The organism is uncultured Roseovarius sp. (genome assembly GCF_963972555.1).
GTDB lineage: Bacteria > Pseudomonadota > Alphaproteobacteria > Rhodobacterales > Rhodobacteraceae > Roseovarius > Roseovarius mucosus.
The window spans coordinates 17,076-35,991 of record NZ_CAXAUM010000026.1; the positions used below are offsets into that span (position 1 = coordinate 17,076).

The following is an 18,916-nucleotide window of genomic DNA, read 5'->3' on the forward strand; positions in this document are numbered from 1 at the left end:
ATAGGAATGTCACATTAACGTGGCCATTCCTCTGTCACCTCCGCCGTTACGCGGCGTCATATCTTAGATGCCGCACTGCGGCAACGGACGGAGTGTCACATTCAAGCGGTGGCGCGGTCAAGGGCGCTGTCAATCCAGGGGGGCCGCACCGTGGGCGCGCCAAAGTAGTAGCCTTGCAAACAATCAATCCCCAGCGCCGCAAGATAGGCGGCATCTTCCGGTTTTTCGACGCTTTCGGCCACTGTCACCATATCGAATTGCTGGCCGATGCTGGCCAGAGCGGCGGTCAGAACCTGATTGTCGGGGTCCGTGGCGATGCCGCGCACGAATTGCCCGTCGATCTTGAGAATGTCGAAATAGAACTCCTTGAGAAACCGGAAAGAGGTGTAACCCGCCCCGAAATCATCGAGTGCAAAGCTTATTCCCTTGGCCTGTAGCTCTTTCATGAACCCGGTCACTAGCTCGGGCACCAACATGGCCGAGTTTTCCGTGATCTCCAGAATCAGCCGCTCGCCGATGGTGGGGTCGTCGCTCAGCCCTTTCTTCAACGTGCGCATCCACCGTGAATATCCGATGGATCGCGCCGACATGTTGATCGCCAACCGCAGGTCCGGATAGTTGATCAGCGTGCGCAGCCCCTTTTCCAGCGCCAGACAATCAATGAGCCGCCCGGTTTCCGTCACCTCGATCTGGGTGATGAAATCCTTGGCCGGGATCACCCGGCCCGTGGCATCGAGCACACGAATCAACCCCTCGTAAAACGCAGGCCGATCCTGCTGCCGCGCGGGCACCACCGCCTGATAGGCCAAGAGCACCTGTTTGTGCTTCACCGCCTGATTGACCATGTCGATCACGGAACGGTCCCGTGCTGACACGGCATAGGACAGCGGGGTATCGAACCCCGCCGGAATATCGGCCCATTTATGTTTCTGTCCCATTTGCCCCTCCGGAACGCTTGTTCTCAAACTGGCGCAGATGGCTTAAGGATCGCTTAAGCCGCGCATTTGAATGGACGCGCGTATCTGCCGTTTCAGAGGGGGAAAACGATGGAGCGTTGTGGCTGGGTCAGTGACGATCCGCTTTACCTGTCCTATCACGATACCGAATGGGGCGTGCCCGAATATGATAGCCGCGCGCTCTGGGAAAAGCTCATTCTCGATGGCTTTCAGGCGGGGCTGAGCTGGATCACCATCCTGCGCAAGCGCGAGAATTTTCGCACGGCTTTCCAAGGGTTTGATCCGCATGTCATCGCCACATGGGGCGAGGATGAGGTGACGCGCCTCCTGGCCGATCCGGGCATCATCCGCCACCGGGGCAAGATCGCGGCGACCATCGGCAATGCCCGGGCCTGGGCCGAGATCGAAGCCAACGAAGGCTTTGACCGCTACCTCTGGGGCCATGTCGGCGGTCAGCCCATTCAGAACCAATGGCGCAGCTTGGCACAGGTTCCCGCGCAGACCGATATTTCTGTAAAACTTTCCAAGGATTTGCAGAAACGCGGCTTCAAGTTCTGCGGTCCCACCATCACCTATGCCTTCATGCAGGCGGTGGGCATGGTCAACGATCACCTCGTCACCTGCCCCTGTCATGCGCCTGTGGCCCGGATGGGCGCGCGCACCGCAATGTGATCGCGCTATCCCAGCGAAGGCTTTTCATTCGTGCCATCCTGTCCGATGGTCCCGCCATCACAGGAGAAACCGATGCCCCTATTGCCCAGCCTTCCCGATCCCGCGCATCTGATGGACCTCCACGCGCGCTTTCCCCGCAACGTGCGCCCGCTGATGGAGTATACCGACGGGCTCTTGCGCAGCGACGGAGAGCTGAGCATCGGCCAGCGCGAGCTTATCGCCACCTATGTGTCCGCCCTCAACGCCTGCACCTTTTGCGCGGGCGCACATCGCGCCTATGCCGAGGTGTTCGGCATCGACGCGGGCCTCATTGACGCGCTGATTGCGGATGTCGACACCGCCCCGATCGACGAAAAACTGCGCCCACTTCTGGCCTATGTGGCCAAGCTCAACACCTTGCCCAGCAAGCTCGTGGCGCGCGACGCGCAGGCGGTCTATGACGCGGGCTGGTCCGAGGCGGCGCTCTACGAGGCGGTGCAGGTCTGCGCGCTCTTCAACATGATGAACCGGATCATCGAAGGCACAGGCGTCAATTTCGACTATGCCGAGGCGCCCGAGGGGCATCCCGCAACCGGCACCACGCCCGAGGATCAGGCCGCCACCTACAGCCGCTTTGGCGCCATGGTCGAGGCGATGGTCAAAGGGTAAACCGATGCTGGTTGTCGCAGGGCTGATCATCGCCTTCGTGCTGGTGCTGATCCTGTCCAACCGGCGCACGCGGTCGTGCCGCTGGCGCGCGGATCGAAGGCAGGACCGCGACGGGCAATCCTATTACCGCTGCATGGCCTGCGGTGCGCAGGTCTTTACATCCACCGGCAAACCGCCTTTGGATTGCGCGGTAAATCCCCGCGACGTTCCAGAGGACTGAGATGAGCCATAGCCCCGCCGATGCCGCCGCCCGCCGCGCCGTGCCGCCCGTGATCTGCTATCCCAATGACACGCTGCCCGTGCCCGATCTGGCGCTCTACGCCGCCGCCCGCGAGGGGGCCGAGAAGGTGGCCGAGGTGCTGGTCCCCCCGCGCGAGGCGGCCTGCTTCCGTGCCGAGGCCGGGCAATTCTTTCGCATCACCAGTGTGGATGGCCCACAGGTGGGCGATCTCAACCTCTGGAACGCGCATGACCTCACAGAGCGGTTCTATTCCGGCAAGACCCGCGCGCTCCACGGCACCCATGTCACCACGGGCGAGCGGCTCTGGTCGTCCTTTCCGCACCTGCGCCCGATGGCCACGATCACCGGGGATAGTCTGGATTGGTATGGTATCGACGAATTCGGCGGCTCGGTGCATGACGTGATCGGCACCCGCTGCGATCCCTATACCGGCAACCTGCTGTCGGGGGTGAAGTATCACCACTGCTGCCATTCCAACCTGACCCGCGCCCTGGCGGATGAATTGGGCGTGTCCCTGGCAGAGGCGGAACCGCATGTTCACGACGTGCTCAACGTCTTCATGTGCACCGGATTCACCCGCGACACGGGGCAATATTTCATGAAGGCGTCGCCAGTGCGCCCCGGCGACTATCTGGAATTCTTTGCCGAGATCGACATTCTGGGCTGCTTGAGCGCCTGTCCCGGCGGCGATTGCTCGTCCGAGCATACCAGCGACACGGCGGCCTGTTACCCGATGCTGGTCGAGGTGTTCGCCCCCGCGCCCGGCGCGCTCTCCGGTTGGCAGAGCCCCGCGCGCAATGGCTATGACGGCAGCCACGGGCGGTAAAAGGAAAGGGCAGGGGGTTAGCCCTGCCCGCACCTTATCTCAAACCCGGCCCTTCCACGGCACCAGCCAGTTCTCGGCCTTGCGCATCAGGATGTCGATGCCATAGCCGATGATCCCGATCAGGATGATCCCCATCAGCACAATGTCGGTCAGCTGAAAGCGGCTGGCGACCATGATCATCATGCCTGCGCCCTTTTCCGCCGCCACCAGCTCGGCGGCCACCACCGTGCCCCAACAGACCCCCATCGCGACGCGCGCGCCGGTGAAAATCTCGGGCAGCGAGTTGGGCACGATCACATGCCGCATGAGTTGCCATTTGCTTGCGCCCAGCGAATAGGCGGCATGGACCTTGGAAATCGCCACGCCTGATACACCCGCCCGTGCCGAAATCGTCATGATCCAGAGCGCGGCCAGAAACAGCAGGATGATCTTGCCGCTCTCGCCGATCCCGGCCCAGATGATGACCAGCGGAATCAGCGCCAGAGGCGGCACCGGGCGCATGAATTCGACGATCGGATCGAACCACCCGCGGAACCAGTCACTCAGCCCCATGGCATAGCCCAGCGGTATCCCCACCAGCGCGCCCAGGGCAAAGCCCACGATCACCCGGAACAGCGACCAATAGAGATGCTCCAAAAGCGTGAAGTTCTGATAGCCCTGCTTCGACACTTCGATAAGACGCGACACCACCGCCTCGGGCGCCGGCAGCCATATGGGCTCCATCTGCATCCCCTTGGCGGGGGCGAAATTCAGCGATCCCTTGGCGGTCACGGCCACGGTGCCATCGGCCACCGCAACGGTCTGCCCTGCGCTCACCGGCTTGCCGTCAATCGCGATCACCTTGGCCCCCTGATCGCGCGTCACCTCATCATTCTTGTCCATCAGCAAGAGCTGCGACCGCCAAGCGCCCACCGTCAGCACGTCATTCTTGGCAATCCCTTCGCCCGGTTCGATCACCGGGTCTTCGACCGTCTCGCCCACGGTAAAGACCCGCACCGTCACTGTCGCATCGTCGCGCGTGCCGTCCGGGCCCTCCAGCGTATAGGTGAATTTGGTATCGCCGATGAATGGCCCCGGCGCATGGATGGGCACCCATTTGCTGCCCGTGAACGCGCCCCAGATCAAAAAAATCGTGACCACCGAAATCACGCTCGCCCAGCGATCCGGGCGCACCGCGCTCTCATCCCCGAAGGTCACCGTCTTGAGCGAGGTGAAATCGTTCATCTGCCGGAATTTGCGCACGCCAAGGCGCACGACGAAAAACGACGCCGCAAAAATCGCCACATAAATGATCAGGATGATCATGCGCCCGCCTCCTCTGCCCGGCCCATGATCTCTTCTTCCATGTCCCAGATCATCGTCAGGATTTCCTCTCGCTTGGCGGCGAAATCAGGTACTTTCTTGACCTCGCGCAGATCACGGCCCGCCCCCATCTCGGCAAAGGGCAGGCGATACTCCTTGTGGACCCGCCCCGGTCGCGGTGCCATCACCAACAGCCGCTCACCCAAGAGCAGCGCCTCTTCGACCGAATGGGTGATCAGAATGATGGTCTTGCCGGTCTCTTTCCAGAGCTTCAGCACCAAACCTTGCATCTTTTCGCGCGTCAGCGCATCGAGCGCCCCCAAGGGCTCGTCCATCAGGATCACGTCGGGGTCATTCGCGAGGCACCGCGCCAGCGCCACGCGCTGCTGCATACCCCCCGACAGCTCGTACACCGCCTTTTCCTTGAAATCGCGTAGGCCCACGACATCGAGCAGATGATCGACCGTGCCGGCCCATTCCTTTTCCCGCTTGCCTGCCATGCGGGGGCCGAAACTCACGTTGTCGCGCACGCTCATCCATTCAAACAGCGCGCCTTGCTGAAACACCATGCCGCGCTCGGCATCCGGGCCCGTCACCCGATGCCCGTTCAGCGTGATCTGCCCCTCGGTCGGGGCCAGAAACCCGGCAAGGATGTTCAGAAGCGTGGTCTTGCCACAGCCTGACGGCCCCAGCACGCTCATCAACTCGCCGGTCTTGATCTCAAGCGAAACATTCTTGAGCGCCTGCACATGGCTGCCATTCGGCAGATCGAACCGCATCGAGATGTTATCAATGGAAAGTGTCGACATCCCCACCCCCTGTTTTTCTCTGGGATTGTTGGGCAGAGGCCCGCCCGTTCATGCGGGGCGGGCCTCGTTTCAGTCCGTCAGCCGGGCTTACATGCCGTTGGCGGCGGCCAGCGGTCCGGTGTTGACGTTGTTCTCATAGGTGGCCAGCGCCGAATCGATGCTGCCTGCCTCGACAAAGACCTCGGCCACGCCCTTCATGAATTCCTGCGCGCCGCCGCCCAGCCATTTGGCGGTCAACTGCTCTTCGACAGTGGGAAATACGAAGGTGTCGATCGTTGCTGCCGTGGCCTCGACATCCATGCCGCTATCCTTGGCGATGACCGGCAGCATCGTGTCGCGATTGGCCGGATCGGCCCACATCGCGTTGGCATCTGCGGTCACTTTCAGGAACTTGGCGACCAGATCGGGATTTTCCGCGACAAAGGCCGCCGGGCCGGATGTCACGTCAAACACCAGAATTCCCAGCTCTTCCTTTTCGGCACCGGTCAACAGCACGTTGCCATGCTCCTTGGCCCGGCGCAGCGATCCACCCCAGCCACAGAACATGTCAACAGCGCCCTGCGCGATGGCGGCGGCCCCCTCTGGCGGGGCCATGTTGACCACGTCCATGGTGGAAATATCCACGCCGAAATGGTTCATCTGCTTGAGGAACCCGTAATGCGCGGCGGTGCCCAGCGGCACGGCGACCTTCTTGCCGGCCAGTTCGGCGGCGTTGGTCTTGTCGATCTCCAGCGCCGAGGCGACGACACAGTTGTCGTTGTCGGCATAGCTCACGGCCACGTCGAGGGTCTGCAAATCCTGCCCGGCGCTGGTGGCCACCACGAAGGGCGGAACACCCTGGCTGACCGACAGATGCACATCGCCCGACGCCATCGCAGCACTCATCGCGGTGCCGGTGTCAAACGCACGCCAGTTGACCTTGACGCCCATTTCCTTGTCATAGGTGCCCATTTCTTTGGCATACTGGAACGGCATCGGCCATTCGAGGAAATAGGCCACGGTGATCTCTTCTGCGCTTGCCGCCCCGGCTCCGGCCAAGAACGCCGCGCCAGCCACCGCCGACATCAGTTTGCTTTTCATGCTCATCTTGTCTTCTCCCGTTGGTTACAGTCGTTTTTCTGTTTCACCCCGCACGTTTCGGCGGGTTTCTCCTGCGTCCGGGCCGATTGGATCACACGCACCCCGGAACAGGCGACAGCCCAGAGTGAACCCGATCCACAGGCCCCGATCAACGCAATTATAACAGAGCTAAGATCATTTCAGTATTTCCGAAAAGAGGTTTTCGGATAGCCTGAAACAGAAGCGGCGCTCGTCCCTGTTGATGAAAAACTGAAATAGACCAGAGAGTTACTCGCAAACTCGCGCAGCGGCGGGTTATTCTGGACCTATTTAATGCTATGCTCTGGCCCTAACGATCTGCCCGGATTCTCGGCTGATATGCGGGCAGGACAACCCGTGATATACATAGACGGCCCGCGCCCCGCGCCGGGCCTCAACCTGATGGAGCATCGCCATGGACGGCAAACTTCGCGACAACGACATCTCCCATGTGGTCGAGGCCGACCGCGCGCATGTCTGGCATCACCTGATTCAACACGCGCCCTGGAGCGGCACCGACCCCAAGGCCGATCCCCGCATCATCGTCGAGGGGCGTGGCATGCGCGTCTGGGACCAAAAGGGCAAGGAACATCTCGACGGTGTCTCCGGCGGCGTCTGGACCGTCAACGTGGGCTATGGCCGCGAACGCATCGCCAACGCGGTGCGCGACCAACTGATCAAACTGCCCTATTTCGCAGGCTCCGCAGGCTCGATCCCCGGCGCGCTTTTCTCTGAAAAGCTGATCTCGAAAATGCCGGGAATGAGCCGCGTCTACTACACCAACTCCGGTTCCGAGGCGAATGAGAAGGCCTTTAAAATGGTCCGCCAGATCGCGCACAAGCGTTATGGCGGCAAAAAGCATAAAATCCTCTACCGCGACCGCGATTACCACGGCACCACGATTGCCTGCCTCTCGGCGGGCGGTCAGGATCAGCGCAACGCGCAGTATGGCCCCTATACCCCCGGTTTCGTGCGGGTGCCGCATTGCCTTGAATACCGCGCGCAATGGGATCTGGAGGGCGAGGAATATGGCATTGCCGCCGCCAATGCCATCGAAGAGGTGATCTTGGCCGAAGGCGCCGACACCATCGGCGCGCTCTGCCTTGAACCCGTCACTGCCGGTGGTGGCGTCATCACCCCGCCCGAGGGCTACTGGCCCCGCGTGCAAGAGATTTGCCGCAAATACGACATCCTCCTGCATATCGACGAGGTTGTCTGCGGCGTCGGGCGCACCGGCACCTGGTTCGGCTATCAGCATTACGGGGTCGAGCCTGATTTCGTGACCATGGCCAAGGGCGTGGCCTCGGGCTATGCCGCCATCGCCTGCTGTGTCACCAACGAGCGCGTGTTCGACATGTTCAAGGACGACACCACCGATCCGATGAACTATTTCCGCGACATCTCGACCTTTGGCGGCTGCACCGCCGGTCCCGCTGCGGCGCTGGAGAACATGGCAATCATCGAGGAAGAGGATCTTCTGGGCAATACCGTGGCGATGGGCGATTACATGCTCGACCAGCTGCGCGCGCTCAAGGACAAGCATGCCGTCATCGGCGATGTGCGCGGCAAGGGTCTGTTTCTCGGGGCCGAACTGGTTGCCGACCGCGCCTCCAAGGAACCGATGGATGAAAAGCGGGTTCAGGCCGTTGTGGCCGACTGCATGGCGCAGGGCGTCATCATCGGTGCCACCAACCGTTCGATCCCCGGCTTCAACAACACGCTGTGCTATTCGCCCGCGCTGATTGCGACCAAGGACGACATCAACCACTTGATCTCCGCCACGGATGCGGCATTGACCCGCGTCTTTGGCTGATCCTTTTCGGATTTCCCCACCTGACCCGGCGCGCACCCGCGTGCCGGGTTTTTTGTTGCGTCCCGTTCCAACCCTCTACATCCTGCCCCAGAGGCGCGACTCACCCTGAGGCGCCGGTTGACCAGATAAGGACCCCCCAATGAAACGCCTCCTCGCCCCGCTCCTGATCCTCGCTGCCAGCCCCGCAGCGGCGCATCTGCCCGAGGGCGAATATGGCTCTTTCCTCGCCGGGGTCACGCATCCGCTCTTTGGGCTTGATCACGTTCTGGCCATGATCGCCGTCGGCCTCTGGGCGGCGCAAATCGGCGGCCGCGCGCTCTGGACGGTGCCCAGCGCCTTTGTTCTGGCGATGATCCTCGGGTTTCTCGGGGCCCTGATCGGCCTGCCTCTGCCGATGGTCGAACCGATGATCCTCGCCTCGATCATGGCGCTTGGTCTTGTCGTGGCCCTTGCGCTGCGTCCCGCGCCGGGGCTGGCCATGACCCTTGTGGCACTCTTCGCGCTCTTTCACGGTCACGCCCATGGCGGTGAACTGGGTCAGGCGCAGGCGCTGCAATTCGGCGCGGGCTTTGCCATCGCCACGGCGCTTCTGCATGGGGCGGGATTGCTCATCGCCTTCACCGCTGCGCGTGAAACCCGTAATGCCCGCGCCCTGCCGCTCCGCCTGATGGGCGGGGCAACCGCGCTTGCCGGGGCCTATATCGCCTTCGCCTGAGCGCGCCGCTGGCGTCAGGTCACTTCTTCCTCAAGATGCAGCTTCATCTCGATCAAGACCTGCTGCAATTGCGTGGTCTCGCGCAATAGCCGCTTGGCCTCGTTCACGGTGATCCGCCCATCCGCGATGCTCTGCTGATACTCGGCCATGAGCATCGCAAAGCGCTGTGACAGCGCGATCACATCGCTGTTCACATTGGCCCGCTCCTGCGTATTGCGCCGCTCTGCGATCAGGCTCAGGCTCACACCGCACAACTCGGCCAGCGCGCTTGTGACATGCGGATAGCTTGCGGCGGCCTCTAGGGCGGCCACGGTATCCACCGGCATGAAGCGGTCGGCGTGTTCTTCGTGGTCGGAATAATAGCGTCCCAGCGTCGCCTTGGACTTGCCGGTCAATTGGCAGGCCGCCTCGATTCCGACGTCCTTGACCAAGGCTTCGGTGTGCTTTTTCAGGTAACTTCCCGTCGTCGACATACGCATTCCCCAAATCGGCCGCCATTTCTGAGGCCACCCTTACCGGGATGTCCCATAGCGGCTTTGCCATGTTTTGTCAGTTTTAAAAATTGTCCCAAGGGCTTGGCCGCGGATTACCCGCGCTCCACCAGAACCGATCCCACCGAATAGCCCGCTCCGAAGGAACAGATCAAACCTTGATCGCCGGGCCGAAGGTCGTCGGAATATTTGGAAAAGGCGATGATCGACCCGGCAGAGGATGTGTTGGCATAATCCTGCAGGATATTCGGCTGCTCCTCCGGCTCCGGCACCCGGCCCAGCACCTTGCGCCCGATGAAATCGTTCATCGCCTTGTTGGCCTGATGCAGCCACAGCCGCCGCAAATCATCGGGCACAACGCCTTCGGCCTCCAGATGCGCCAGAATATGTGCCGAGACCATCGGCAACACCTCCTTGAACACCTTGCGCCCCTCCTGCACGAATTGCATGTCGCGCCGGTCCGCCAGCCCGTCCGGGCGCGTGCGCCGCAGAAACCCGTTGTTGTTGCGGATATTGTTGGAAAACTGCGTGGCACAGCGCGTGGAGCGGATCACGAAATGCGGCCCCTTGGCCTCTTCCACGGGCTCGATCAGAATGGCGGTGCAGACATCGCCAAAGATGAAATGACAATCGCGGTCGCGCCATTCCAGATGCCCGGAACAGATTTCGGGGCTGACCACCAGCGCCCGCTTGGCCGATCCGCCCCGGATCATGTCGGCGGCGGCCTGAATCCCGAAGGTGGCCGAGGAACAGGCGACATTCATGTCGAAGGCAAAGCCCCCCGCGCCCAAAAGCTGCTGTATCTCGATGGCAATGGCCGGGTAGGGTCGTTCATGGTTCGACGCAGCGCAGATGATCAGATCGACCTCCGCCGCCTCTCGCCCGGCCTGAGCGAGGGCCTGCGCACAGGCGTCCATCGCCATTTCCGCCATGATCCCCGGCTCGTCGTCCCGCCGCTGCCGCAACAGCGGATGCATCACCTCGGGATTGAGTACGCCGGTCTTGTCCATGACATGCCGCCGCTCGATCCCCGAAGCACTCACGATGAACTCGGGCGAGGACAAGCCTTTGGCCTCCACCTCTCCGGCTGCAATCTCTGACGCATGTCGCGCGTTGAACGCTTCGGCATAGGCGTTAAAGGCTACGACCAGTTCCTCATTGGTGATCACCTCGGACGGTGTGAAAACACCTGTTCCCGTGATTGCGGGCAAACCCATTCTCATTCTCCTCAAAGGTTCGATCAGATCACCTCAGTCCTGCCGCGGGGTCAAGCCCGACGTCGCGCCATTTCAGCACGGGACTAGCGCCACAGAGGCACCAGCGTGGCATCCCACAGAGGCAACCGGCCTCTGGCAGGCCTCAGCTGTGCTGTCCTTGCGAAAGGTTGACAAGATCTGACGTGGACCCGCCACCCGAGAGAACAGAGTGCAGCTCAACGCAAAAACGCGCCTGAAAAAGAACGGCCGCGCGCAGGCCACCAAAGCTATGAGGCGTCAGTCCGGTTGGCCCCCCGCAGCGTGCGAGGGGCCCTTTGTTCTGACCACTTCAACCAAAGAGAAAGTCACTCTCGTCCAGCGTCGCGGCCTCTACCCCGACCAGAAGAATGGTGTGGTTCTGATAGCTGAGTTCGGTCGCGGCAGAGCCGCCAAACGACGTCTCGGCGATGCCCAGACCATCAAAGCCCTCGGCAACCCCGCGCAGATCAAGCAGATCGCCCGCGCTGTCGAAATCCGAGATCACATCGACTTCTCCGGCGTTGAATCTGTTGAAGACAAAGACATCCATCCCGTCCCCGCCTTGCATCTCATCGTCGCCGTTGCCGCCGTTGATCGTGTCATTGCCGTCACCACCGCTGAGCATGTCGCGGCCATTGCCACCGGCAACAAAATCGTCGCCCGCGCCGCCATCCAGCATGTCGTCACCGACACCACCACCCATTTGATCGTTACCAGCGCCGCCAGTCATGACGTCCTGTCCGGCACCGCCGCCCATCAGGTCGTCGCCGTCATCACCGGTCATGCTGTCGGCACCCTGGCTGCCGCCCATCCTGTCGTTCCCGGCCCCGCCCGTGAGAACGTCGTCGCCGCCGCCGCCATTGACCAGATCGTTGCCATCGCCGCCCTCTACGGTGTCATCCCCAAGACCGGCCCCAAGCACGTCATCGCCCGCATCGCCGGACAGCCGGTCATTGCCCAGCCCTCCACCGATCCGGTCATCGCCATCGCCGCCCGTGGCCACGTCGTCACCATCCCCGGACGAGACGACATCATCGCCGCCATTGCCAGCGAGCACGTCATCACCGGCACCACCCACGAGGCTGTCCGCCCCGCCGCCGCCGCCAATGTCATCGTTGCCCGCGTCACCGCCAAGGAAATCGTTGCCGCCTGCGCCGCGCAGGATGTCATTGCCATCGCCACCAAAGGCCAGGTCCCCCTGCACCCCGGTCGAGATATTGCTCAGACCATCATCGCCATCCGACCAGCTTCCGGTGTGGATCTCGTCATTGCCAGCCCCACCAAAGATCGTGTCGGACCCATCGGCTGTTGCATCGAACATTCCCCCCGTGGCGGTCGAAACGCGGCTGTCGTCATCACCGGTGATGATGTCATCACCCGCGCCGCCTTCGATCAGGTCATCGCCCGCCCCACCGGCATAGCCATTGTCGTATTCCGACAGAGGAAGCGCGCCAGACGCGCCAAAGCTGGCGGCATTGAACCTGTCGTCCTCGTCCCCCGCACCTGCGCGCAGCGTATCGTTACCCGCCCCACCATCTATCACATCCGCACCGGCATTGCCAAAGAGCACGTCATCGCCCGCGCCGCCCGTAATGCTATCCGCACCGCCGCCACCGCCGACATCGTCATTGCCCGCGTCGCCGCTCAGAATATCGTCGCCACCGGCGCCGCGCAGAATGTCATCGCCGTCGCCGCCATGCGCCTCGTCAGAGGCGGTACCGGTTTGGGTATTGCCAAACCCGTCATCACTGTCGGCCCAGGATCCGGTATGGATTTCATCATTTCCGGCCCCGCCAAAAATGGTGTCCGCACCATCCGCATCCGGGTTGAAGGTTTGCCCGCTGACGGCAGAGACCCGGCTCTCATCGTCCCCGGTGATGATGTCGTCTCCGGCCCCTCCCATGATCAGGTCGTCACCGGCACCCCCGGCATAGCCATTGTCATATTCTGTCCGGGGCAATGCCCCCGAGGCCCCGGCATCAGCGCCATTCGGGATATTGGCATCATTGCCTGCCAGAATCACGTCGTCCCCTTGGCCGCCATCAATATCGTCACTGCCGCCGTTGCCGGTCAGGGTGTCCTTGCCGCCAAGACCGATGAGCACGTCATCGCCCGCCCCACCGTCAAGACTGTCGTCGCCTTCCGTGCCCGTCGCGGTCTCGCCCGCATCACCCAGCGTCAGGGCGACGCCGCCCATGGCCCGTTGATCATCCAGACGGGACAGCGCTTCGTCCAATGTGATCTGCTCGATTTCGCCTGCCGCCGCAGGCAGAATTGGCACAAACCCATCCTGAGAGCCGTTGACCTCCCCCGTCGTTCCGGCCCCAATGCCATTCGGCACGGCCACGCCATGCAGAACGATTTCCCGCAGGGTGAGCGGCAGAATATCGGCACCCACATAATCATTCATGGTGACGGGGCTGAAAAAGTTGGACGCATCATTCAAATCGAACGCCCGAATATAGGTAAAGGAGCCATCGGCATTGGTCATCGGCGTGGCGCTCTCACCGCTCAGGGTCAAAAGCACGTCGCCATATTGGCCCACACCTTCCAGCACTTCCACCAACCCATCGCGGTCGGCATCGCTGTTGATATCCGGCGTTTGCGAATTCACAGGATTGCCGTCTACGTCAAACAGACCATGAATATGCTGCGGTACAGGTTGGTTGGGTTCCATACCTTCCACGGTGATGGACACGTTGAGATATTGTTCGCCGGTGATTTCAGGCGCGCCAATCGCGAGGATCGCCGTTCCACTGACGCCCGAGCCATTGAGCGCAATGAAATCAACCGTATAGGTGGATTCCGCACCCCGCAGAAAGGTTTCGAAAGAGGAATAGTTTGTCGCTAGATGTGCCATGGTTTGACCTCCCGTTTGCAAGCATCACGGAACAGTCACGCAAGACATCGGCACAAAGTTTCAGGCGCGGGGTAAAAACTTTGCGGTCAGAGCGCCCGCGGTCGATCAAGGCGCGGGCCTCACTCCTCGCTGCCCACCTGACCGCGCAATGCCTTCACCTCTCCGCGTTGCTTCTTGGCGGCAAGGCGGCGTTTCTTTGACCCCAGCGTCGGTTTGGTCGCCACCCGCCGCTTGGGCGCGACCGAGGCTTGGCGGATCAACTCCGCCAAACGATCCCGCACGATTTCCCGGTTGCGGGTCTGGCTTCGGGTCTCGTCGCATTGCAGCACGACCGCCCCTTCCTTGGTCCAGCGCCGCCCGGCCAACCGCCGCAACCGCGTCTTGACCGGCGCGGGCAGATTGGGCGACCGCTCGGCCTCGAACCGTAATTCGACGGCGCTCGACACCTTGTTGACATTCTGCCCTCCCGGCCCCGAGGCGCGGATGAACTGCTCGGTCAATTCCCAGTCTTCGATGGCGATTTGATCGGTGATGTGCAGCATGGTTCCCGTTCCGTCAGTCCGCATCCGGCAGGCGCTGCAAACCCGTGCCGCGACCTTACAGAATCGAGGGTGATTTTGTAAGGTCTGTAAGGTTGGTTGCCGCCCGTTCCAGCGCCGGATACCGCAGCCCGAGCGTGACACCCCGTGCCACGAAACTGATCAAGAGCGCCAGCCATAGGCCGTGATTGCCCATCGAAGGGGCCAGCAGCAGCGCCGCGACGACATAGACCAAGAGGCTCAGCGCCATCATGTTGCGCATGTCGCGGGTGCGCGTCGCCCCGATGAATACCCCGTCCAGCATATAGGCCGCCAGCCCGAGAATGGGCGCAAGTGTCATATATATCAGATAGTTGCGCGCCTCTATCTGAACCTCTGGGGCCTTGGCCATGAGATCGATCAGCACCCCGCCAAAGCTGGCAAAGGCAATGGCCAAGGCGACACAGACCACGACGCCCCAGATGCTCGTCAACAGCGCCCCTCGCCGTAGACGCACGACAGAGCGCGCGCCAAACGCCTGCCCCACCAGTGCCTCGGCGGCAAAGGCAAACCCATCCAGCGCATGCGCGGTGATGCTCAGGAACTGCAACAGCACCTGATTTGCCGCCAGCGTGACATCGCCAAAATCGCTGCCCCAGAACAGGAAAGAGATGAAAATAATCTGCAACATCAATGATCTAAGCAGAATATCCCCGTTGACCGAGGCCATGTTTTTCAGCCGCTCCCGGTCAAATACCCTTGGCCAGTCGCACCATGCAGGCACGGCAAACGCATCGCGGCAAAACCAAAAGCCCAGCACCAGACCGCCCCATTCGGCAATCACCGTCGCCCGCGCGACGCCCGCGACACCCCAGTCGAGCCCCAGGACAAACCACAGATCCAAAAGAATATTTATGCCATTCATGGCAATTTGCAGCAGTAGAACCGCCCGTGTGCGTTCCTGTGCGATCAGCCACCCGGTCATGCCAAAGAGCGCGATCATCGCCGGGGCGCTCCAGACCCGGATCGCCATATATTCTCGCGCGAGGGTTTCCACCTCTTCGCTGGCCGGGGAAATCTGAAAAGCGGCCCAGAAAACAGGGACTTGCAAGGCGATGAAGGTCAGCCCCCCGGCAAAGCCGATCAACAGCGCCCGCGTCAAGAGCGCCGCGACCTCGCCCGTCTGCCCCGCCCCCTGCGCTTGGCTTGTCAGTCCCGTGGTGCCCATCCGGAGGAATCCGAAAATCCAATAAATTCCAGTAATTATGACGGCGCCAATGCCCACCGCGCCTATCGGTGCCGCTGCCCCCAACTGTCCGACCACGCCCGTATCCACCGCGCCGAGGATCGGCACCGTGGCGTTGGAAATCACGATGGGCAGGGCAATTTTAAGGACACGGGCATGCGTGACCGCCCGCGCGACCTCAGCCATCGCGACGCGGCATCAGGAAATGCCCGGTCGCTTGGGCAAAGGGACGGCTGCGATTGTCCTGCCAAGCCTCGACATGCACCGAGGCATAGCGGCGGCCAGAGCGGTTGACCTGTGCCCGCGCATAGGCATCACGCGGCAGGCCGGAACGCAGGTAATCCACTGTAAAATCAATAGTTTTCGGCAAGCGTGGCAGCTTGCCTCCGACAATCGCCTCGGGGTCGAACGCGCCGCTTTCGATCTCTTCCCAGAGCATCCCCCAGCTCAGGCCGATGATCGCGGTGATTTCGAGAAACGCCGCCGTCGCCCCGCCATGCAGCGCGGGCAAGAGCGGGTTGCCGATCAACTTTTCCTCAAAGGGCATCAGGGCGGTCAACTCATCCCCCCGCCGATCGAACTGCACCCCGAGAAAGCCGATATAGGGCACCCCTTCGACCAAGGCCTTCAGCGCCGCATCGCGCCGCTGCTTGACCACCTGCACAGGTTCAGGACGGGTCCGGGCCATCATTTGCCCTCCACGGTAAAGGTGCCTGTGGCCGTCGCCACTGGGCGCGCCTCATCCTCATCCATCGCCTTGGCCCGGACAAAGGCCACGGATCGCGTGATGTGGTAACAGTCCGCATGGGCGCGGATGCGCTGCCCCGGTGTTGCCGGGCGCATATAGTCGATGCGCAGGTCAATGGTGGCGGTGCCGCCGGGCGAGGCCGGATGGCTCATGGCGGCCGCCCCGCAACACGTATCCATCAGGGCCGAAACCGCCCCGCCGTGAATCACCCCGGTTTCTGGGTCGCCGACAAAGCGTGGATCGTAATCCATCTCGATCTCGGCCTGACCATCCCCCATAGAGATCAGCCGCATGCCAAGGGCGCGGGCATGGGGCAGGGCCTGCATGAACTGCTGTGCGATCTTGGTCTTGGCGTCGGTCATGCTGTTCCCCGCGGATCGTGATGCGCCCTTTATGATCCCTAATCTGCCCAAGCTGCAAGAGCACCGGTTGCAAGGGCCGCGTCTTGGTCCTAACGTCTGCACAACGGGAGGGCTGACCATGTCGGATAAGAAACTGTCCTTCAAGGAAATGTGTGCGACCTATGATGTGACGCCGCGCACCCTGCGATATTATGAATATATCGAACTTCTGGAGCCTGAGCGCGATGGCCGCGCGCGTTGGTATGGCCCGCGCGAATGTGCGCGCATGACGCTGATACTGCGCGGTCGCAAATTCGGGTTTGCCCTGGAAGAGATCAGGCAATGGCTACTGATTTATGAAAACGAGGGCACCAATGCGCAGATGCGCAGTTGGATTGAACTTGCCGACCGGCAGTTGGCTGAACTGGCAGAACAGCGACGTCAAATTGACGAAGCGATGGCAGAATTGAAGAAGTTGCGCGACGATACCGCCGCGAATCTCGGTTGAGCGGGTGACGCAAGGGCAAGAATATTTCCCCTGCACCCTGTTTACCTTGCCTTATCTTACGTCAACTTAAAAGTGACGCGACGTAGTGGTTACGTAAAGCCACCCGGCTGTTGTAACCATTGCCCATGATCCGCAGATTGTCGGCAAATGTGCTGTGACATGGGTAAACCGATGACCGACGATATGATGACCATTCGCCAGATGTGCGAGGCGTTCGACGTAACGCCCCGCACCCTGCGCTTCTATGAGGCCAAGGAACTGCTCTCGCCCCGCCGGGTCGGGCAGAAGCGGCTCTTTACCCGGCGTGACCGGGCCCGGCTGAAACTGATCCAGCGCGGCAAGCGTTTCGGTTTCAGCCTCGAGGACCTGCGCCAATTGCTCGATCTCTATGACAAGGGGGATCAGCAGCACAGCCAGATTGCCCGCGCCTACGATGTTGCGCGCACGCGTCTGGCCGAAATGGAGAAACAGCGCGACGAGCTGGAGGCCGCAATCTCTGAGCTGCGCGAACAGATGACATGGGGCGAGCGCATGCTGGCCTCGCTCAAGACCAGCCAAAAAGCCGCCGAGTAATCCGGTCCGGCACCTGTTTTAGGGAGAGAGACATATGCCAAGCTACACCGCCCCCACCCGTGACATGCAATTTGTGCTGCACGAGGTCCTGAACGTGTCCGAACAGAGCACGCCCGGCTATGCCGAGCTTGAGCCCGACTTTACCAAGGCCGTTCTGGAAGAAGCGGGCAAGATTGCCTCTGAGGTGCTGATGCCGCTCAATGCCGTGGGCGATACCGAGGGCTGCGTGTTGGAAAACGGTGTGGTGCGCACGCCGAAGGGCTTTAAAGAGGCCTTTGAACAGATGAAAGAAGGTGGTTGGACAGCCCTCGATCTGCCCGAGGAATTCGGCGGGCAATATATGCCCTATATCCTCGGCACTGCCGTGGGCGAGATGTTCTCGGCCGCCAATCAGGCCTTTACCATGTATCAGGGTCTGACCCATGGCGCGGCCTCGGCGATCCTTGTGCATGGCACCGACGATCAAAAGGCCACCTACCTGCCGAAAATGGCCAATTGCGAGTGGACCGGCACCATGAACCTGACCGAGCCGCATTGCGGCACCGATCTGGGCCTCATGCGCACCAAGGCCGAACCGCAGGGCGATGGCAGCTACAAGATCACCGGGCAGAAGATCTTTATCTCGTCGGGCGAGCATGACATGGCCGACAACATCATCCATCTGGTGCTGGCCAAGATCTCCGGTGGCCCCGAGGGGATCAAGGGCGTGTCGCTCTTCATCGTGCCGAAATTCATCGTCAAAGAGGATGGCAGCCTCGGTGACCGCAATGGCGTGAGCTGCGGCAAGATCGAGGAAAAGATGGGGATTCACGGCAATTCCACCTGTGTGATGAACTATGACGGGGCCACCGGCTGGCTCTTGGGTGAAGAGCACAAGGGCATGCGGGCGATGTTCACCATGATGAACGAGGCGCGGATCGGCGTCGGCATGCAGGGTCTGGCGCAGGCTGAGGTCGCTTATCAAAACGCATTGGCCTATGCCAAGGACCGTCTCCAGGGCCGCGCCGTGACCGGCACGGAAAACCCCAACGGCCCCGCCGATCCGTTGATCGTGCATCCCGACATCCGGCGGTCGCTGATGGATCAAAAGAGCTTTATCGAGGGTGCGCGCGCCTTCATGCTCTGGGGCGCGGAACTCATCGACCGTTCGCATCGTGGTAATGATGCCGCTGCCGAAGGTCTGATTTCGCTGATGACGCCGGTGATCAAGGGCTTTCTCACCGACGAAGGTTACGACATGACCGTGTTGGCGCAGCAGATTTACGGCGGCCACGGCTATATCGAGGAATGGGGCATGTCGCAGTTCACCCGCGACG

20 protein-coding genes are annotated in these 18,916 nt (G+C 61.6%); 9 read left to right on the plus strand and 11 right to left on the minus strand.

The annotated features are described in order from the left end of the window. Nucleotides 1-101 precede the first annotated feature (101 nt). Complete coding sequence (locus tag AACZ65_RS17315; protein ID WP_339672991.1) at nucleotides 102-938, minus strand: EAL domain-containing protein; 837 nt, start codon at nucleotides 936-938, stop codon at nucleotides 102-104. A 108-nt stretch (nucleotides 939-1,046) separates the two neighbouring features. Between AACZ65_RS17315 and AACZ65_RS17320 the strand changes: the two genes are divergently transcribed. The 4 genes from AACZ65_RS17320 to AACZ65_RS17335 all read left to right on the plus strand — a co-directional run bounded on the left by AACZ65_RS17320 (nucleotide 1,047) and on the right by AACZ65_RS17335 (nucleotide 3,343). After that, on the plus strand, nucleotides 1,047-1,628 hold the full coding sequence (locus AACZ65_RS17320) for a DNA-3-methyladenine glycosylase I (RefSeq protein ID WP_339672993.1): 582 nt from the start codon (nucleotides 1,047-1,049) through the stop codon (nucleotides 1,626-1,628). A 72-nt stretch (nucleotides 1,629-1,700) separates the two neighbouring features. Then, a complete protein-coding gene (locus tag AACZ65_RS17325) occupies nucleotides 1,701-2,276 on the plus strand; it encodes a peroxidase-related enzyme (RefSeq protein WP_339672996.1) in 576 nt (191 codons plus the stop codon). Nucleotides 2,277-2,280: 4 nt separating this feature from the next. Further along, nucleotides 2,281-2,496 carry a hypothetical protein gene (locus tag AACZ65_RS17330; protein WP_037270251.1) on the plus strand — a complete coding sequence of 72 codons (216 nt, stop codon included), beginning with the start codon at nucleotides 2,281-2,283 and terminating at the stop codon, nucleotides 2,494-2,496. Nucleotide 2,497: 1 nt separating this feature from the next. Continuing rightward, nucleotides 2,498-3,343, plus strand: a complete 846-nt coding sequence (locus AACZ65_RS17335; protein ID WP_339672997.1) for a DUF1989 domain-containing protein — start codon at nucleotides 2,498-2,500, stop codon at nucleotides 3,341-3,343. Between the two features lie 39 nt (nucleotides 3,344-3,382). Here AACZ65_RS17335 and AACZ65_RS17340 read toward each other — a convergent pair whose 3' ends face one another. The 3 genes from AACZ65_RS17340 to AACZ65_RS17350 all read right to left on the minus strand — a co-directional run bounded on the left by AACZ65_RS17340 (nucleotide 3,383) and on the right by AACZ65_RS17350 (nucleotide 6,540). Continuing rightward, entirely contained in the window at nucleotides 3,383-4,648 is a 1,266-nt protein-coding gene (locus AACZ65_RS17340; RefSeq protein WP_339672998.1) for an ABC transporter permease subunit, read from the minus strand. Then, nucleotides 4,645-5,454, minus strand: a complete 810-nt coding sequence (locus AACZ65_RS17345) for an ABC transporter ATP-binding protein (RefSeq protein ID WP_339672999.1) — start codon at nucleotides 5,452-5,454, stop codon at nucleotides 4,645-4,647. Before AACZ65_RS17345 ends, AACZ65_RS17340 begins: the two co-directional genes overlap by 4 nt. 87 nt (nucleotides 5,455-5,541) lie before the next feature. Beyond that, a complete protein-coding gene (locus tag AACZ65_RS17350; RefSeq protein WP_037270243.1) occupies nucleotides 5,542-6,540 on the minus strand; it encodes an ABC transporter substrate-binding protein in 999 nt (332 codons plus the stop codon). A 427-nt stretch (nucleotides 6,541-6,967) separates the two neighbouring features. Here AACZ65_RS17350 and AACZ65_RS17355 point away from each other — a divergent pair, with 427 nt between their 5' ends. Further along, the gene (locus AACZ65_RS17355) at nucleotides 6,968-8,365 is read left to right on the plus strand and encodes an aminotransferase class III-fold pyridoxal phosphate-dependent enzyme (RefSeq protein WP_339673001.1); all 1,398 of its coding nucleotides are present in this window, start codon (nucleotides 6,968-6,970) and stop codon (nucleotides 8,363-8,365) included. 139 nt (nucleotides 8,366-8,504) lie between these two features. Then, complete coding sequence (locus AACZ65_RS17360) at nucleotides 8,505-9,080, plus strand: HupE/UreJ family protein (protein WP_339673003.1); 576 nt, start codon at nucleotides 8,505-8,507, stop codon at nucleotides 9,078-9,080. A gap of 14 nt (nucleotides 9,081-9,094) precedes the next feature. Here the strand turns inward: AACZ65_RS17360 and AACZ65_RS17365 are convergent, their stop codons facing one another. From AACZ65_RS17365 to AACZ65_RS17395, 7 genes are all read right to left on the minus strand, one after another. Further along, nucleotides 9,095-9,553 carry a hypothetical protein gene (locus AACZ65_RS17365; protein WP_339673006.1) on the minus strand — a complete coding sequence of 153 codons (459 nt, stop codon included), beginning with the start codon at nucleotides 9,551-9,553 and terminating at the stop codon, nucleotides 9,095-9,097. A 113-nt stretch (nucleotides 9,554-9,666) separates the two neighbouring features. After that, nucleotides 9,667-10,788, minus strand: a complete 1,122-nt coding sequence (locus AACZ65_RS17370; RefSeq protein ID WP_339673007.1) for a beta-ketoacyl-ACP synthase III — start codon at nucleotides 10,786-10,788, stop codon at nucleotides 9,667-9,669. A gap of 328 nt (nucleotides 10,789-11,116) precedes the next feature. Then, nucleotides 11,117-13,666: a calcium-binding protein gene (locus AACZ65_RS17375; RefSeq protein ID WP_339673009.1), complete on the minus strand. Its 2,550-nt coding sequence runs from the start codon at nucleotides 13,664-13,666 to the stop codon at nucleotides 11,117-11,119. Nucleotides 13,667-13,785: 119 nt separating this feature from the next. Beyond that, complete coding sequence (arfB, locus tag AACZ65_RS17380; RefSeq protein ID WP_037270231.1) at nucleotides 13,786-14,208, minus strand: alternative ribosome rescue aminoacyl-tRNA hydrolase ArfB; 423 nt, start codon at nucleotides 14,206-14,208, stop codon at nucleotides 13,786-13,788. A 55-nt stretch (nucleotides 14,209-14,263) separates the two neighbouring features. After that, entirely contained in the window at nucleotides 14,264-15,616 is a 1,353-nt protein-coding gene (locus AACZ65_RS17385; RefSeq protein WP_339673014.1) for an MATE family efflux transporter, read from the minus strand. Further along, nucleotides 15,609-16,118, minus strand: a complete 510-nt coding sequence (locus tag AACZ65_RS17390) for a PaaI family thioesterase (RefSeq protein ID WP_037270442.1) — start codon at nucleotides 16,116-16,118, stop codon at nucleotides 15,609-15,611. Before AACZ65_RS17390 ends, AACZ65_RS17385 begins: the two co-directional genes overlap by 8 nt. Then, nucleotides 16,118-16,540, minus strand: coding sequence for a PaaI family thioesterase (locus AACZ65_RS17395; protein ID WP_339673016.1), 423 nt, complete (start codon nucleotides 16,538-16,540; stop codon nucleotides 16,118-16,120). Before AACZ65_RS17395 ends, AACZ65_RS17390 begins: the two co-directional genes overlap by 1 nt. 118 nt (nucleotides 16,541-16,658) lie before the next feature. Between AACZ65_RS17395 and AACZ65_RS17400 the strand changes: the two genes are divergently transcribed. The 3 genes from AACZ65_RS17400 to AACZ65_RS17410 form a co-directional block, all read left to right on the plus strand. Further along, entirely contained in the window at nucleotides 16,659-17,027 is a 369-nt protein-coding gene (locus tag AACZ65_RS17400) for a MerR family DNA-binding transcriptional regulator (RefSeq protein WP_339673018.1), read from the plus strand. A gap of 171 nt (nucleotides 17,028-17,198) precedes the next feature. Next, a complete protein-coding gene (locus AACZ65_RS17405; RefSeq protein WP_037270225.1) occupies nucleotides 17,199-17,600 on the plus strand; it encodes a MerR family DNA-binding transcriptional regulator in 402 nt (133 codons plus the stop codon). A 34-nt stretch (nucleotides 17,601-17,634) separates the two neighbouring features. Beyond that, the coding region (locus AACZ65_RS17410) for an acyl-CoA dehydrogenase family protein (protein ID WP_339673020.1) at nucleotides 17,635-18,916 on the plus strand (1,282 nt) is incomplete at its 3' end.

What these genes read in the sequence shown, in the direction of transcription:
- AACZ65_RS17345 (WP_339672999.1), bottom strand. Translation starts at nt 5,454, where the DNA reads ATGTCGACACTTTCCATTGATAACATCTCGATGCGGTTCGATCTGCCG.
- AACZ65_RS17390 (WP_037270442.1), bottom strand. Translation starts at nt 16,118, where the DNA reads ATGGCCCGGACCCGTCCTGAACCTGTGCAGGTGGTCAAGCAGCGGCGC.
- AACZ65_RS17405 (WP_037270225.1), top strand. Translation starts at nt 17,199, where the DNA reads ATGACCGACGATATGATGACCATTCGCCAGATGTGCGAGGCGTTCGAC.
- AACZ65_RS17370 (WP_339673007.1), bottom strand. Translation starts at nt 10,788, where the DNA reads ATGGGTTTGCCCGCAATCACGGGAACAGGTGTTTTCACACCGTCCGAG.
- AACZ65_RS17335 (WP_339672997.1), top strand. Translation starts at nt 2,498, where the DNA reads ATGAGCCATAGCCCCGCCGATGCCGCCGCCCGCCGCGCCGTGCCGCCC.
- AACZ65_RS17330 (WP_037270251.1), top strand. Translation starts at nt 2,281, where the DNA reads ATGCTGGTTGTCGCAGGGCTGATCATCGCCTTCGTGCTGGTGCTGATC.
- AACZ65_RS17315 (WP_339672991.1), bottom strand. Translation starts at nt 938, where the DNA reads ATGGGACAGAAACATAAATGGGCCGATATTCCGGCGGGGTTCGATACC.
- arfB (WP_037270231.1), bottom strand. Translation starts at nt 14,208, where the DNA reads ATGCTGCACATCACCGATCAAATCGCCATCGAAGACTGGGAATTGACC.
- AACZ65_RS17385 (WP_339673014.1), bottom strand. Translation starts at nt 15,616, where the DNA reads ATGGCTGAGGTCGCGCGGGCGGTCACGCATGCCCGTGTCCTTAAAATT.
- AACZ65_RS17360 (WP_339673003.1), top strand. Translation starts at nt 8,505, where the DNA reads ATGAAACGCCTCCTCGCCCCGCTCCTGATCCTCGCTGCCAGCCCCGCA.
- AACZ65_RS17375 (WP_339673009.1), bottom strand. Translation starts at nt 13,666, where the DNA reads ATGGCACATCTAGCGACAAACTATTCCTCTTTCGAAACCTTTCTGCGG.
- AACZ65_RS17325 (WP_339672996.1), top strand. Translation starts at nt 1,701, where the DNA reads ATGCCCCTATTGCCCAGCCTTCCCGATCCCGCGCATCTGATGGACCTC.
- AACZ65_RS17340 (WP_339672998.1), bottom strand. Translation starts at nt 4,648, where the DNA reads ATGATCATCCTGATCATTTATGTGGCGATTTTTGCGGCGTCGTTTTTC.
- AACZ65_RS17365 (WP_339673006.1), bottom strand. Translation starts at nt 9,553, where the DNA reads ATGTCGACGACGGGAAGTTACCTGAAAAAGCACACCGAAGCCTTGGTC.
- AACZ65_RS17350 (WP_037270243.1), bottom strand. Translation starts at nt 6,540, where the DNA reads ATGAGCATGAAAAGCAAACTGATGTCGGCGGTGGCTGGCGCGGCGTTC.
- AACZ65_RS17400 (WP_339673018.1), top strand. Translation starts at nt 16,659, where the DNA reads ATGTCGGATAAGAAACTGTCCTTCAAGGAAATGTGTGCGACCTATGAT.
- AACZ65_RS17395 (WP_339673016.1), bottom strand. Translation starts at nt 16,540, where the DNA reads ATGACCGACGCCAAGACCAAGATCGCACAGCAGTTCATGCAGGCCCTG.
- AACZ65_RS17320 (WP_339672993.1), top strand. Translation starts at nt 1,047, where the DNA reads ATGGAGCGTTGTGGCTGGGTCAGTGACGATCCGCTTTACCTGTCCTAT.
- AACZ65_RS17355 (WP_339673001.1), top strand. Translation starts at nt 6,968, where the DNA reads ATGGACGGCAAACTTCGCGACAACGACATCTCCCATGTGGTCGAGGCC.